The 13,921-nt window shown below is 70.5% G+C and carries 18 protein-coding genes and 1 tRNA gene; 15 read left to right on the top strand and 4 right to left on the bottom strand.

Annotated elements, in window-relative coordinates:
- The first annotated feature begins 39 nt into the window (after window positions 1-39).
- The 12 genes from rplU to KV097_RS11210 all read left to right on the top strand — a co-directional run bounded on the left by rplU (window position 40) and on the right by KV097_RS11210 (window position 8,161).
- Window positions 40-348 carry a 50S ribosomal protein L21 gene (rplU, locus tag KV097_RS11265; RefSeq protein ID WP_220344129.1) on the top strand — a complete coding sequence of 103 codons (309 nt, stop codon included), beginning with the start codon at window positions 40-42 and terminating at the stop codon, window positions 346-348.
- A gap of 21 nt (window positions 349-369) precedes the next feature.
- Window positions 370-624: a 50S ribosomal protein L27 gene (rpmA, locus tag KV097_RS11260; protein ID WP_220344131.1), complete on the top strand. Its 255-nt coding sequence runs from the start codon at window positions 370-372 to the stop codon at window positions 622-624.
- Window positions 625-772: 148 nt separating this feature from the next.
- Window positions 773-2,284, top strand: a complete 1,512-nt coding sequence (gene obgE, locus KV097_RS11255; RefSeq protein WP_220365909.1) for a GTPase ObgE — start codon at window positions 773-775, stop codon at window positions 2,282-2,284.
- Window positions 2,285-2,293: 9 nt separating this feature from the next.
- A complete protein-coding gene (proB, locus tag KV097_RS11250) occupies window positions 2,294-3,382 on the top strand; it encodes a glutamate 5-kinase (RefSeq protein ID WP_220365908.1) in 1,089 nt (362 codons plus the stop codon).
- 109 nt (window positions 3,383-3,491) lie between these two features.
- Complete coding sequence (locus tag KV097_RS11245) at window positions 3,492-3,845, top strand: hypothetical protein (RefSeq protein WP_220344134.1); 354 nt, start codon at window positions 3,492-3,494, stop codon at window positions 3,843-3,845.
- Between the two features lie 17 nt (window positions 3,846-3,862).
- Window positions 3,863-5,122: a glutamate-5-semialdehyde dehydrogenase gene (locus tag KV097_RS11240; RefSeq protein WP_220365907.1), complete on the top strand. Its 1,260-nt coding sequence runs from the start codon at window positions 3,863-3,865 to the stop codon at window positions 5,120-5,122.
- A 65-nt stretch (window positions 5,123-5,187) separates the two neighbouring features.
- Window positions 5,188-5,343, top strand: a complete 156-nt coding sequence (locus KV097_RS11235; RefSeq protein WP_220344764.1) for a hypothetical protein — start codon at window positions 5,188-5,190, stop codon at window positions 5,341-5,343.
- Complete coding sequence (gene nadD, locus KV097_RS11230; protein ID WP_220344137.1) at window positions 5,343-6,014, top strand: nicotinate-nucleotide adenylyltransferase; 672 nt, start codon at window positions 5,343-5,345, stop codon at window positions 6,012-6,014. Before KV097_RS11235 ends, nadD begins: the two co-directional genes overlap by 1 nt.
- Complete coding sequence (gene rsfS / locus KV097_RS11225) at window positions 6,011-6,469, top strand: ribosome silencing factor (protein ID WP_220346543.1); 459 nt, start codon at window positions 6,011-6,013, stop codon at window positions 6,467-6,469. Before nadD ends, rsfS begins: the two co-directional genes overlap by 4 nt.
- Window positions 6,466-7,167, top strand: coding sequence for a histidine phosphatase family protein (locus KV097_RS11220; RefSeq protein WP_220365906.1), 702 nt, complete (start codon window positions 6,466-6,468; stop codon window positions 7,165-7,167). Before rsfS ends, KV097_RS11220 begins: the two co-directional genes overlap by 4 nt.
- 41 nt (window positions 7,168-7,208) lie before the next feature.
- Window positions 7,209-7,284 (top strand) — tRNA-Ala (locus tag KV097_RS11215).
- Between the two features lie 103 nt (window positions 7,285-7,387).
- Window positions 7,388-8,161 carry an MBL fold metallo-hydrolase gene (locus tag KV097_RS11210; protein WP_220365905.1) on the top strand — a complete coding sequence of 258 codons (774 nt, stop codon included), beginning with the start codon at window positions 7,388-7,390 and terminating at the stop codon, window positions 8,159-8,161.
- Window positions 8,162-8,177: 16 nt separating this feature from the next.
- On the opposite strand, the gene KV097_RS11205 is transcribed toward KV097_RS11210, so the two are convergent.
- Window positions 8,178-8,987, bottom strand: coding sequence for an MBL fold metallo-hydrolase (locus tag KV097_RS11205; protein ID WP_220365904.1), 810 nt, complete (start codon window positions 8,985-8,987; stop codon window positions 8,178-8,180).
- A gap of 937 nt (window positions 8,988-9,924) precedes the next feature.
- Between KV097_RS11205 and KV097_RS11200 the strand changes: the two genes are divergently transcribed.
- Window positions 9,925-11,325, top strand: a complete 1,401-nt coding sequence (locus tag KV097_RS11200; RefSeq protein ID WP_220365903.1) for an MFS transporter — start codon at window positions 9,925-9,927, stop codon at window positions 11,323-11,325.
- Between the two features lie 6 nt (window positions 11,326-11,331).
- On the opposite strand, the gene KV097_RS11195 is transcribed toward KV097_RS11200, so the two are convergent.
- Both KV097_RS11195 and KV097_RS11190 read right to left on the bottom strand, forming a co-directional pair.
- A complete protein-coding gene (locus KV097_RS11195) occupies window positions 11,332-11,628 on the bottom strand; it encodes a zf-TFIIB domain-containing protein (protein ID WP_220365902.1) in 297 nt (98 codons plus the stop codon).
- Window positions 11,629-11,632: 4 nt separating this feature from the next.
- A complete protein-coding gene (locus tag KV097_RS11190; RefSeq protein WP_220344146.1) occupies window positions 11,633-11,857 on the bottom strand; it encodes a hypothetical protein in 225 nt (74 codons plus the stop codon).
- Window positions 11,858-11,916: 59 nt separating this feature from the next.
- On the opposite strand from KV097_RS11190, the gene KV097_RS11185 reads away from it, so the two are divergent.
- Complete coding sequence (locus KV097_RS11185) at window positions 11,917-12,306, top strand: nitroreductase family deazaflavin-dependent oxidoreductase (RefSeq protein WP_220365901.1); 390 nt, start codon at window positions 11,917-11,919, stop codon at window positions 12,304-12,306.
- A 7-nt stretch (window positions 12,307-12,313) separates the two neighbouring features.
- Here KV097_RS11185 and KV097_RS11180 read toward each other — a convergent pair whose 3' ends face one another.
- Window positions 12,314-13,189: a LysR family transcriptional regulator ArgP gene (locus KV097_RS11180; RefSeq protein ID WP_220365900.1), complete on the bottom strand. Its 876-nt coding sequence runs from the start codon at window positions 13,187-13,189 to the stop codon at window positions 12,314-12,316.
- 69 nt (window positions 13,190-13,258) lie between these two features.
- Here KV097_RS11180 and KV097_RS11175 point away from each other — a divergent pair, with 69 nt between their 5' ends.
- Entirely contained in the window at window positions 13,259-13,879 is a 621-nt protein-coding gene (locus tag KV097_RS11175) for a LysE/ArgO family amino acid transporter (protein ID WP_255559415.1), read from the top strand.
- Window positions 13,880-13,921: the final 42 nt, after the last annotated feature.

The raw sequence follows: 13,921 nt of genomic DNA, 5'->3' as shown, positions 1-13,921 counted from the left end.
CGACAGCGGAGCAGCAACGAGTGAGGATGTGAGTCGGCGGTGTACGCGATCGTGCGCAGTGGCGGCCAGCAGCAGAAGGTCGCGGTCGGCGACATCATCGAGATCGACAAGATCAAGACCACGGTCGGCGAGTCGGTCGAGCTCCCCGCCGTGCTCCTCGTCGACGGTGACGCGGTGACGTCGGACGCCGACTCCCTCGGCAAGGTCTCGGTCACGGCTGAGGTCCTCGGCGCCACCAAGGGCCCGAAGATCATCATCCAGAAGTACAAGAACAAGACCGGTTACAAGAAGCGCCAGGGTCACCGTCAGCACTACACCCAGGTCAAGATCACCGGCATCTCGAAGTGACGCGAAAGTAGGCTCGAGCACATGGCACACAAGAAGGGCGCCGCTTCTACCAAGAACGGCCGTGACTCCAACTCCCAGCGCCTCGGTGTGAAGCGCTTCGGTGGCCAGCAGGTCGGCGCGGGCGAGATCATCGTCCGTCAGCGCGGCACGCACTTCCACCCGGGCACCAACGTCGGCCGTGGTGGCGACGACACGCTGTTCGCCCTCGCCGCGGGCGCGGTCGAGTTCGGCACGCGTCGCGGCCGCCGCGTCGTCAACATCGTCCCGGCGGAGTGACCTGAAGGACTTCCACGACGAGGGGCGGGTCCGCATCGCGCGGGCTCGCCCCTCGTCTCGTTCCAGCCCCGTCGACGGCGTCCGCGCCCGTCGTACGGGACCGCGCATCAGCGCAGGTTGAGCGCGGCGTACTGAGGAGGTGGCACGGATGGCAGTTCCGACTTTCGTCGACAAGGTGACCCTGCACGTCAAGGGTGGCGACGGCGGCAACGGCATCGCCTCGGTCCACCGCGAGAAGTTCAAGCCCCTCGGTGGGCCCGACGGCGGCAACGGCGGCCGTGGCGGTGACGTCATCCTGCGGGTCGACTCCGACGTGACCACGCTCGTCGACTTCTACCACGAGCCGCACCGTCGAGCCGGCAAGGGGCATCACGGCAGCGGTGGCAACCGCAGCGGATCCCAGGGCGAGGACATCGTGCTCGCCGTGCCCGACGGCACCGTGGTCCGCGGGGCCGACGGCGAGATCCTCGCCGACATGGTCGGGCCCGGCTCGGAGCTGGTGATCGCCGAGGGTGGTCGTGGAGGGCTGGGCAACGCCGCGCTCGCCTCCAGCAAGCGGAAGGCCCCCGGCTTCGCGCTGAAGGGCGAGCCGGGCGACGAGCGGACGATCTCTCTCGAGCTGAAGGTCGTGGCCGACATCGGTCTCGTGGGGTTCCCGAGCGCCGGCAAGTCGAGCCTGATCGCCGCGCTCTCGCGAGCTCGGCCCAAGATCGCCGACTACCCCTTCACCACCCTCGTCCCCAACCTCGGCGTCGTGGTCGCCGGCGACGTGACCTACACCGTCGCCGACGTCCCCGGCCTGATCGAGGGCGCGGCGGACGGGCGCGGCCTCGGTCACGACTTCCTGCGTCACGTCGAGCGTTGCGCTGCGCTGGTCCACGTCATCGACTGCGCGACGATCGAACCCGGGCGAGACCCCTTGAGCGACCTCGACGTCATCGAGAGCGAGCTTGCGGCGTACGGCGGCCTCGAGGACCGCCCCCGTCTGGTGGCACTCAACAAGGTCGACGTCCCCGACGCCAAGACCATCGCCGAGTTCGTCCGCGGCGAGCTCGAGGCGCGCGGTCTCGACGTCTACGAGATCTCGGCCGCCTCCCACGAGGGCCTCAAGGACCTCTCGTACGCGATGGCTGAGGTCGTCGCGTCCTCGCGCAAGAGCGTCACCGCGGCCCCAGCGACGCGCATCGTCCTCCGGCCGCGCTCGGCCGACGGCGAGGACGACTTCACGATCACGCACACCGCCGGTCAGTGGGTCGTCCGCGGCGAGAAGCCGGAGCGCTGGGTTCGCCAGACCGACTTCACCAACGACGAGGCCGTCGGGTTCCTCGCAGACCGGCTCAACCGTCTCGGCGTCGAGAACCGCCTGATCGCCATGGGCGCGGAGGCGGGCGACGACGTGGTGATCGGTGGCGTCGACGACGCGGTCGTGTTCGACTTCGACCCGCAGGTGAACGCCGGCGCTGAGCTGCTCGGCTCGCGACGTGGCGAGGATGACCGGCTGATCGAGAACCACCGGCGCACCAACAAGCAGCGCCGCGAGGACCTGACACGCAAGCGCGAGTACGAGCGTGCGGCCCGCAGGGATCGCGAGGCCGGGCGTGTGCCGCCCGAGACGCTCTGGTCCGAGGAACCGGCGCCGGACGGCGACGAGGACGTGTGAGGCCCTGAGGTGAGGATCGTCGTCAAGGTCGGCTCGTCGTCGCTCAGCTCACCGCGTGGCGGCCTCGACCTGGCGCGCCTGCACGGCCTCGTCGACGCCCTCGCCGCAGCGCGCGTACGCGGTGACGAGGTGGTGCTCGTCAGCTCCGGTGCCATCGCGACCGGGCTCTCGCCGCTGGCCCTGACGGCGCGCCCGCGTGACCTCGCGACGCAGCAGGCTGCCGCCAGCGTCGGACAGGGCCTGCTGGTGGCGCGGTACACCGAGCGGTTCGCGCGGCACGACCTCGTCGTCGGTCAGGTCCTTCTCACCATCGACGACGTCGTGCGCCGTACGAACTACCGCAACGCGTACCGGACCCTCGCTCGTCTGCTCGACCTCGGAGTCGTCCCGGTCGTCAACGAGAACGACACGGTCGCCACGAGCGAGATCCGCTTCGGTGACAACGACCGCCTCGCTGCGCTGGTGGCCCACCTCGTCCACGCCGACCGGCTCCTGCTGCTGTCGGACGTCGACGGACTCTACGACGGGAACCCGGCGGCCCCGGGTGCCAGGCTCGTCCGCCACGTCCACGGCGACGCCGACCTCGAAGGGCTCGACATCGCCAGGCCGAGCCCGTCGAAGGTCGGCACCGGTGGCATGGTCACCAAGGTCGAGGCCGCCCGGATCGCGACCGGCGCCGGGATCCCCGTGCTCCTCACGAGCGCTTCGGAGGTCAACGGAGCGCTCGAGGGACGCGACGTCGGCACCACGTTCCACCCCACGGGACGGCGCCGCCCCACCCGCCTCCTATGGCTGGCGCACGCGACGACCGGCAAGGGCCGCCTCGTCCTCGACGCAGGAGCGGTCCGCGCGCTCGTCGAGCGGGGTGCGTCCCTGCTCCCCGCAGGTGTCGTCGCCAGCGAGGGGACGTACGAGGCTGGGGACCCGGTCGACCTCGTGGACGAGTCGGGGAGTCTGGTCGCCCGTGGGCTGATCGGCTACGACAGCACCGAGCTGCCCAAGATGGTCGGTCGTTCGACCCACGACCTCGCAGCCGAGATGGGCGGGGAGTACGCGCGCGCGCTCGTCCACCGCGACGATCTCGTGCTCCTGGACTGAACCGGCCGCGGTCCGAGCGTGGTGCTCGACCCAATCGAGGAAACCCGGGGCTTGCGTTGCCGAGCCCCGGTTAAGGTGGCCGCGGACAGGCCGTCGGTGAGGAGGATCCGTGGTTGCGCAGGACAAGATGTGGCACGTCACCCTGACGGTGGCCGGCACGCCGTTCGCCGACGAAGCGGTGCGCTCGGCGATGCTGCGCCTGCGTGACGAGCACGCGTTCCTGCACTCCCTTCGCTACGACGTCGACCGCGCCGAGATCTGCTACTGGGAGCAGGCTCCCGACATGCTGGACGTCGCTGCGATGGCGATGCGCGTGTGGTCGGAGCACCGCGACTCGGCCGGACTGCCTCCCTGGGCGGTCGTGGGTCTCGAGATCCTCGAGCGGGACACACGTGACCGTCGCAGCCGCGCGGAGTCGCCTCCTGCGGTGGGCATGGTCGCTCCGGTCCCCGTCCATTTCTGAGTCACTATCCTGGTGACGTGAGCCACGACCTCGAGCACCACGTCCACGAGTCCGCCCGGCGGGCCCGCGCTGCCGCACTCGACCTGCGGGCGGTCCCGCGGGCCGGCAAGGACGCGGCTCTGCACGCGATGGCCGACGCGCTGGTCTCTCACGCCGCCGAGATCGTCGAGGCCAACGCGAGAGACATCACGATCGCCCGTGAGGCCGGGGTCGGTGACAACATCATCGACCGACTCCTCCTCGACACCGACCGCATCGCCGCGATGGCCGAGGGCATCCGCGACGTCGCCGCCCTGGCCGACCCGGTCGGTGAGGTGGTCCGCGGCTCGACCCTGGCCAACGGTCTGCAACTTCGCCAGGTCCGGGTGCCCATCGGGGTGATCGGGATGATCTACGAGGGCAGACCCAACGTCACCGCCGATGCCGCCGCGATCTGCCTGAAGGCGGGCAACGCCGTCCTGCTGCGAGGGTCGCGCTCCGCCGAGCACTCCAACGCCGCCATCGCGTCGGTGCTCCGTGACGCCGTCGCATCGGCGGGTCTGCCGGTCGACACCGTCCAGGCCATCGACCCGTCCGACCGGTCGAGCTCGACGGCGCTGCTGAAGGCGCGCGGCCTCGTCGACCTCGTGATCCCTCGCGGCGGCGCTGGGCTGATCGAGGCCGTCGTCCGCGACGCCCAGGTGCCGGTGATCGAGACGGGGACGGGCAACGTCCACGTGTACGTCGATGCCGACGCCGACCTCGACATGGCGCTCGCGATCGTCGTCAACGCCAAGACCCACCGGACCAGCGTCTGCAACGCGGCCGAGTCGTTGCTGGTGCACAAGGCGGTCGCCGACGACTTCCTGCCGCGGGTGGTGGCTGCGCTGCACGAGCGCGACGTCACGATCCACGGGGATGCCACGTTCGCCGCGGCCGACGCCGATGTCGTGGCGGTCACCGACGAGGACTACGCCACCGAATACCTCTCGCTCGACATCGCCGCGCGGGTGGTCGACTCGTTCGAGGACGCGGTCGCCCACATCCGTACCTTCTCGTCCGGCCACACCGAGGCGATCGTCACCCGCTCGCTGGCGACCGCCCAGCGGTTCACCGCGGCCGTCGACGCCGCGGCGATCATGGTCAACGCCTCGACCCGGTTCACCGACGGGGGAGAGCTGGGGATGGGGGCCGAGATCGGCATCTCGACGCAGAAGCTGCACGCCCGCGGACCGATGGGTCTGCCAGAGATGACCACGACGACGTTTGTCGTCACGGGTGACGGGCACGTCCGCTGACCGGGGTGGCCCGCGTGTGAGCCGGGGTGGGACGGTAGATTGACCCCATGTCGTTGACTGAATCAGTGTTGAACGGGTCCGTCCTCACCCAGGTGGTGGCGCAGGGCGCCGAGCACGAGGAAGCCCTCTCGCCGTTCGTCGTGGGTGGGGCGACCTTGGTCTTCTTCCTCCTCCTGATCATCGGTCTCTTCGCGTTCGGCAAGGGACGTCAGCACACCTGATGAGCCTGCCGCTCGAGGTCGGCCGCCGCCCCCGCGTCGGGGTGATGGGTGGAACGTTCGATCCCATCCACCACGGCCACCTCGTTGCGGCATCTGAGGTGCAGGCGTGGTTCGGCCTCGACGAGGTCGTGTTCGTCCCTACCGGTGAGCCGTGGCAGAAGGCCGACCGCAAGGTCTCGCCAGGTGAGGACCGCTACCTGATGACGGTCATCGCGACCGCCTCCAACCCTCGCTTCTGGGTGAGCCGCGTCGACATCGACCGCGCCGGCCCCACCTACACCGTCGACACCCTGCGGGACCTCCGCGCCCACTATGGCGGTGACGTGGAGCTGTTCTTCATCACCGGCGCCGACGCGCTGGCCCAGATCCTGACGTGGCACAACGCGGGGGAGATGTTCGAGTTCGCCCAGTTCGTCGGGTGTACGCGACCAGGGCACGCGATCGACCCCCACACGCTGGACGGACTCCCGAAGGACCGCGTCACGATCGTCGAGATCCCGGCCCTGGCCATCTCGTCCACCGACTGCCGCGAGCGGGTGTCGCGACACGAACCCGTCTGGTACCTCGTCCCTGACGGGGTCGTCCAGTACATCGCCAAGCATCGTCTCTACATCGACGCGGTCGCCGCGTCGAACCACCCAGAACGCCACCCGAAGGGGGCACCCCAGTGACCGCATCCGAGCGGGCGCTCGAGCTCACCCATGCCGCGGCGGCTGCCGCAGCGGACAAGCTCGCGCACGAGATCATCGCCTACGACGTCTCCGAGCAGCTCGTCATCACCGACGTCTTCGTCCTCGCCTCGGCCGGCAACGACCGCCAGGTGCGTGCGATCAGCGACGCGGTCCAGGAGAAGCTCCTCGAGCACGGCGCCAAGGTCGTACGCCGTGAGGGGGAGCGTGAGGGGCGCTGGGTGCTGCTCGACTACGCCGAGATCGTCGTTCACGTGCAGCACGACGAGGACCGGTCGTTCTACGCGCTGGAGCGGCTGTGGGGTGACTGCCCGGCCGTGGCGCTGCCCGAGATCGGCGAGGCTGCGGGGCGCGTCCCCTCGGCGCCCACGTCGCGCGAGTCCACCGAGCAGGACGAGGTCCCGCTGGCGGGCGAGCCACCGGTCGCGGACGCATGAGTCGCAGGATCATCGTCTGGCGCCATGGGCAGACGGACTGGAACGTCGCGGGACGCCTGCAGGGCCAGACCGACACCCCCCTCAATGCCGCCGGCCGAGCCCAGGCGGCGGAGATGGCGGCGCGGCTGGCCGTGCTCGGCCCCGTGCGCATCGTGAGCTCGGACCTCCAGCGGGCGTCGGCCACCGCGGCCGCGCTCGGCCGGATCGTCGACCTTCCGGTCGAGACCGACGAACGCCTGCGAGAGGTGGCCTTCGGAGAGCGCGAGGGGATGACGCGGCACGAGATCGCGCGCCGCTATCCCGAGGCGGAGGGTCGCTTCCGGCGTGGTGAGGAGATCGTTTCGCCCGGCGGGGAGACGCACGCCGAAGCCGCGGTCCGGTTCAGCCGGGCCCTGGAGGAGATCGTCCAGGCCATGGGCGAGGACGAGACGGTCGTCGTCGTCGCGCACGGTGCCGTCATCCGGGTGGGGATCTGTGCCTTCATCGGGCTGCCCGAGGAGCACTGGCGCTCGTTCGGCGGCTTCAGCAACGGCTGCTGGGCCGTCCTCCAGGAGGGCTTCGCCCGTTGGCAGGTCACCGAGTGGAACGCCGGCAACCTGCCCGTCCCGGAGATGAGCGATGACGCGGCGCACACCGACGACCGTGGGCCCTTGCGACAGGGGGACCCCGATTTCGGTCCGACCGGGGCGACCCGCTAAGATCGACCTCGGCTCGATGAGCGGGAGACCGCTCGAAGCACGGGGCATTGGCGCAGTTGGTAGCGCGCTTCCATGGCATGGAAGAGGTCAGGGGTTCGAATCCCCTATGCTCCACCACGTGTTCTGAAGTCCCGACCCTGTCCCGCGACGCTGGACAGGGTTTCTTCGTCTGACGGGCTTCTGGACGTCCCTGTCGTGAGCCCGTGGCACGATGGCGCGTGTGGACCGCGCGCCCGTGACGCCGATGGCCGTCACCTGGTGGGGGCACTCGACAGCGACGGTCGAGATCGGTGACACCCGCGTCCTCACCGACCCGGTGCTCCTCGACCGGGTGGTCCACCTGCGCCGCCGCTCGATGTCGCCGTCGGCGTCTGCGGCACGGGCCGATCTCGTGCTGGTCTCCCACCTCCACCTCGACCACTTCCACGTCCCCTCGTTGCGACGCCTTCCGCGGGGCACGCCCGTCGTGGTCCCCGAGGCCGGTGGAGGGCTGCTCGGAGGGCTGGGGCTCGACGTGTACGAGGCGGTTCCTGGCGACAGGCTCCGCGTGGCCGGTCTCGACGTCGAGGTGACCGACGCCGACCATCCCGCGTCGCGCCACCGCTGGTCCCGCCGAGCCTCGCAGCCGCTCGGGTTCCGGATCGTCGGTGACCGTACGTTCTGGTTCCCCGGTGACACAGGCCCGCACGCGGACGTGAGGCGGATCGCGCCGGTCGACCTCGCACTGGTGCCGATCGGCGGGTGGGGCCCCACGCTCGGTGAGGACCACCTGGATCCCGAGCAGGCGGCTGAGCTGGTGGCACGGGTGGGAGCTCGTTGGGCCGTACCGGTGCACTGGGGGACGTTCTGGCCGGTGGGTCTGGGGCGCGTCGCTCCCGCGGTTCGTCACCACCTGTTCGACACACCGGGCGAGCGCTTCGTCGACGCCACCGAGGGGTCGCCCACGCGGGCGGTCCTGCTCGCTCCCGGAGACCGTGTCGAGCTCGCCGTCTAGATCTCCGGTGATCCGGTCACTGAGCGCCCAGGTCGTGACGGACACGGCGACCGGCGGCCTCGTGCTCGGCGAGGAGCCAGTCCGCGGCGCCGGCGAGGCGAGGGTCAGGGTCGCCCTCGCCTTCCAGCGGGAGCGACGCGAGATAGGCGCGGTCGGTGTCGATCCTGCGCCGAAGCTCGACACCGTCCCCCGTCGACCCGTGCCCGGGCACCACGACTGCCACCGAGCGTGCGACCTCGTCGAAGACGTCGAGAGCCTCGGCATAGTCGTCCCAGGGGCGACCGGCCTCGAGATCGAGCAACGGAATCTCCACGTCGGAGAGCATGTCGCCGGCCACCAGGACGCCGACGTCGGTCACCATCAGCGCGGCATGGCCTGGCGCGTGCGCGCGGTGCTCGAGCACGCGGACGTGGCGGCCGGTCCAGGGGAGCACGATCGCGCCGGGTTCGAGGGCGACGACCCGCCCGAGTCCGGAGGTGTCGACCTCCTCGACAGCAGCACGCGCCTTGCGGGCGTTGTCGTCCACGACGGCGAGCGCCCTCGCCGCGCCGGCGTCGGTGGCCCACCGTGGCGCGTCCCCCAGGGACGGACGCCACAGGAGGTGGTCCCAGTGCGGGTGGGTGGAGAACGCTCCGGTGACGGTGAGGCCGCGTGACGCCAGTGCTGTCGCCAGCGCGTCGATCTCGTCGGCCGTGACACCCGGGTCCACCACCACGCACTCCCGTCCGTCGTGCCCGACGACCACGGTGGTGGTCGTGGCGCAGAACGGGTGGGTGATCACCAAGACGCCGTCGGCCACCTCGACGAGGCGCTCGCGCTCGTTCATCGGTCCTCCCGGGTCGCGAGAGCCGGCCGGATCTCGCGGGCGACGACACATCGAGGGCTGGGCTCGTTGCGGTGCATCGCGTAGACGGGTCGCTCTAGAGATGCGATGTCGTTCGACGCTCGGTGTTGTTCGGTCACTGTCCGCCAAACTTTGCCGTTGGTGTTCGAAAGTGGGTGAGACACCACGTGGCCAGTGTGATGACGGCGATGCCAGCAGCAGCGGTGGCGAGCAAGAGACCGTTCTCGATCGCTGAGGGGCCTCGTTCTTCCGGCGTGTCGACGTACTTCCACCCCTGTGCCCAAAGCCACATGTAGGCGAGCAGGGAAGCGGTTCCTACGACGGTGAGTGCCCCGTTTCCGACGCGCCATGCGTGCGGAGTCCGATCTGTCAGGGTCGTGATGATGCCCATCGCGAGCCAGAGTGGACTTCCGAAGGCGCCGACGACGCACGCAAGGTCGAGGACGAGGTCAACAGGCATATGCGCCACCCCGCGGGCACATGTACTGATCGCGCATCGTGTCCAGGTTCCTGTTGAGGCGCCGCGGCGCCACTCGCACAGAGCTCTCTCCAACCCTATGCGCCGGCCCCCTACGACGTGCTGGGGTCACGAAGAAACCCGGGTGGTCAAGAGCGCGTACTCGAAATGGGTCGAACGTGCCGAGGAAGGGTCGGCGACGATCGGGTAGGTAGCACCAACGTCCGCCCTTTAAGGCCGTACATCCTCACCGAAACGCCGTTTGACGACATACGGGTACCGGCTAGGTTGGTCCAGGTGCCGGCGGGGCCGGAGGCGTTGAACAAGCCTTTGACCGTGCCGAACCGGGTCGTGCGGAACACCCAGTAGATCCGATCCGCTCGGCGAAGAGGGCGGTCTCGAGGTCGAGGTCGAGGTCGGTGTTCGTGCAAGACCTTTCGTGAGAGCAGCCGGGGGACCGCGATGTCGCTGCCGCAGGGCGATGTGAGCGTCCCTCGTGGGGTGCCGTCGCGAGGATGGACCCTTGCCGCTGTCGCCTGCGGCACCTTCCTGATGCTCGTCGCCTTCACGATGCCGCTCGCGACGATCGTCCCCACGGCTGCCTCTCTGGACGCCGGAGTCGCCGGCCGGACCTGGGTCCTCAGCTCGATGAGCATCGGGTTGGCGTCCGCGCTGCTGACCAGCGGGGCGGTCGCTGACGACTTCGGCCGTCGCCGCACCTTCGTGGCAGGGCTGTTCCTGATGGCCCTCACGAGCGTCGTGTGCGTGGTCGCGCCCGACACAGTCACCTTCGTGCTCGCGCGCGTCCTGCAAGGTGTCGGTGGCGCCGCCGTCACCGCCTCGAGTCTCGGCATCATCGCCCATACCTTCCCCGCGGGACCTGAACGCGCGTCGGCCAGCGGCGTGTGGGGTGCCGCGCTGGGCGCGGGCATCGCCGTCGGACCGGTGGTCGCCGGGCTCTGTGACGCGTGGGTGTCATGGCGTCTCGCCTACGCGCTGCTGGCAGCAGCCTGCGTCGCGACGGCGGCGCTCGCGCTGGGCGTGGTGAGGGAGTCGCGCGCGGCCCGTCCGCGTCCGGTGGACCGGTGGGGCGGGTTGCTCCTCGCTGTCGGGCTCGGGAGCCTTCTCGCGGGTCTCGTCGAGAGCCGTCAGGATCTCGGTGATCCGTCGGCGCTCGCGCTGTTCGGTGGTGCCGTCCTCGCGCTGGTGGCTTTCGTCGCCGTCGAACGGCGAGGCCGGGCGCCGATGCTCGACCTGATGCTGCTGCGCCATCGTCGGTTCCTGGCCGTCACGGTCGCGGCGTTCGCCACGGGCATGGGGATCATCGCCCTGTTCTCGTTCATGGCGGTCTTCCTCGACACCGGCTTCGGCATCGACGCGCTCGGTGCCTCCCTGCTCCTGCTCTCGTGGTCGGCGACCAGCGTGGCGGCGTCCCTGCTCGCACGTCGGATCCCCGAGCACCGAGTCTCGGGCCGGGTCCAGCTGGCGATCGGTCTGGTCGGCGTCGCCGTCGGTCAGGCGGGGCTCGCGGCGGTCGGGCCGGACACGTCGTGGCCCCGCTTCGTCCCCGCTCTGCTCGTCGCAGGGGTCGCGAGTGGTGTCCTCAACGCCGCGCTGGGTCGCGAGGCTGTGGCGGCCGTGCCCGTGGGCCGCGAGGCGATGGGTGCAGGGGCCAACAACACCGCCCGCTACGTCGGCTCGGCGATCGGCGTGACCGTCGTCGCCGTCATCGTCGCGAGCCACGGCACGAGCCGACAGGACCTCTTCGACGGGTGGAACGTCGCCGTCCTCCTCACCGCGGCCTTCTCGCTCGTCGGGGCGGCCGTCGTGCTGACGTGCCGCCCCGCCCGTGATGTTCGGTGAGGCCGTTCAGTCGAAGAGGTCGGACAGCCAGTTCTCCTTCTTTTTGCGCCTGGGGGACCGGTCGTCGTAGCGGCGGTCGTCGTAGCCGCGCTGCTGGTACTGCTGCTGCGGCGGCGCCTGCTGGTACGAGCCCGGAGACGGCGGTGACGGTGCGGCGGGGGCCGACTGGGAGCTGGCGCGGTCGATGATCTTGTCGAGCTCGCCACGGTCGAGCCACACCCCGCGGCACTCGGGGCAGTAGTCGATCTCGATCCCGCTGCGTTCGCTCATCACAAGGGTGGTTTCGTCGTTCGGGCATCTCATGGGCTCATCCTCGGGGGTCGGAGGAGCCTTGCCAAGCGTCGTCGCTGCTGCTGCGCGAGCCGAGGAAGGCGAGGAGTCGTGGATCGGTCGATGTGAGGCGGTCGACCTCTTCGCCGCCGTCGCACCGGCACAGTGTCACGGTCGCCGCCGACGAGCTGTGCGCGACCACGCGCCACGTCCCGCCCGCGCGCTCCCAGCGGGTCAGCACCTCGACAGGCTCCTCGGTCATGCGCCCATCATGCGCCGTTCTTCGTGGCGTGAGGGCCGCGCGCATGAGAGCGTACGACCATGGTGCTCCCGCGACGCCTTCGTCGGGTCAACCGCGTCGGGCTCAACCGGCTCGTCGTGCACGTTGCCCCGCGGCTGCCCGGACTGGGGATGGTCGTCCATCGCGGCCGCCGGTCCGGCCATGTCTACCGCACACCAGTGATGGTCTTCCGCCACGGTGAGCAGATCGTGGTCGCGCTGCCGTACGGTGACGACACCGACTGGGTCCGCAACGTGCTGGGACCCGGCAAGTCGGCGGTCGTGACGCGGGGACGTACGCTCCCGCTCGTCTCCCCGAGGATCGCGCGCGACCCGCAGCACCGCGCCGTGCCGGCGCTGGTCCGCCCGTTCCTTCGCGCGCTGGGCGCCGACAGCTTCCTGACGGCGGGGACCGTCCCTGCCGCCGGATGAGCGCCGATCAGCTCAAGTGCCGGCGAGCGCCTGCGTGCACGGCGTCCGACAGCAGCGCCAGAGGTCGCGACTCGAGCTGCGCCAGGTGCCAGAAGAGCCTGACGTCGATCCGCGTGCGCTCGCCGATCTCCCGCACCGCTCCCGTCTGCTCCAGCGCGGCGGACTGGAGGTCGGGAAGCATCCCCCATCCCAGCCCGAGGCGTATGGCGTCGCGGTAGGCCTCCGAACCGGGCACGTAGTGGTGCGGAGGATCGACGCGGCGGCGGGTGACCCGTCGGACGAACCGGTGCTGGAGATCGTCGAGGCGGTCGAACTGGACGACCGGCGCCGTCGCGAGGGCGGCAGCCGAGACGCCGTCGGCGAACCACCGTGCGACGAACCCCGGCGTGGCCATGGCCCGGTAACGCATCGTCCCGAGACTCGTCACGGTGCACCCGGGCACGCGTCCTGGGTCCGCGGCGACCGCGGCGAGGACGGTACCGTCGCGCAGCCGTCCGAGCGAGTGCTGCTCGTCCTCCCGGTGGACGTCGACGCACACCTGGTCGGCGACGACCGCGATCGAGGGGACGAACCAGGTGGCCAGCGAGTCGGCGTTGACGACGACGGGGATCGTGACCGGTCCTGGGTGTGCGACCGACGGCACGAGGTCGGCCAGGAGGAGGTCGACCTGGCGGGCGGCGCGCAGCACGGCGGAGCCCTGCTCGGTCACCGCGACGGGACGGGTACGGCGGACGAGCACGCGACCGGTCGCCGCCTCCAGCGCCTTGATGCGCTGGCTCACGGCGGAGGGGGTGACGTGGAGCGACGCGGCGGCCGCCTCGAAGCTGCCCTCGCCGACCACGGCCGCGAGCGTGCGGAGCTGGTCGAGGGCCAGGTCGGTCATGAAGCGCTCCTTCATCTGCTGAAGGAAGTTTAGCTGGATTGGATGGCGCGCCGCACCTACCGTCGAAGCATGGAGACAGGAGATGCGATGTCGGTCGTCGTGGCAGGGATGGTCACGGGTCTCTCGCTCATCGTGGCGATCGGCGCCCAGAACGTCTTCGTCCTCCGGCAAGGTCTGCGTCGCGAGCACGTCGGTGCTGTCGTCCTCGTCTGCGCCGCCTCGGACACCGTCCTGATCGCGGCGGGGGTCGCCGGCGTGGGATCGCTCGTCGTCCAGGCCCCAGCTCTGGTCGCGGTGGCACGTTGGGGCGGGGCTGCCTTCCTCACCGCGTACGGTGTGCTCGCGGCACGGCGCGCGTGGGTCGGCGGCCGGCTGGAGGTCGACGACCGTGGCGCCCCGGCGTCGCGCGGGGCCGTGGTCGCGACAGCCGCCGCGCTCACCTGGTTGAACCCGCACGTCTATCTCGACACCGTGCTGCTCCTGGGGTCGGTGGGGAGCTCGTACGGAGGTGACCGTTGGCTCTTCGCGATCGGCGCCGTAGCGGGAAGCTGGGCCTGGTTCCTGGGCCTCGGGTACGGCGCGCGGACCTTGCGTCCCGTCTTCTCCCGGCCGGGCGCCTGGCGCGTCCTGGACGCGGGGATCGCCGTGGTGATGCTCGCGATCGCCGTCTCGTTGGTCCGCCACGCCTGACGCGGCGTGCCGTGACGGACGTCTCGGAGATCGCCTCGTTGT

Origin of the sequence: Mumia sp. zg.B17, assembly GCF_019550915.1 — a bacterium.
Classification (GTDB): domain Bacteria; phylum Actinomycetota; class Actinomycetes; order Propionibacteriales; family Nocardioidaceae; genus Mumia.
This window is presented reverse-complemented; position numbering and strand designations above follow the sequence as displayed.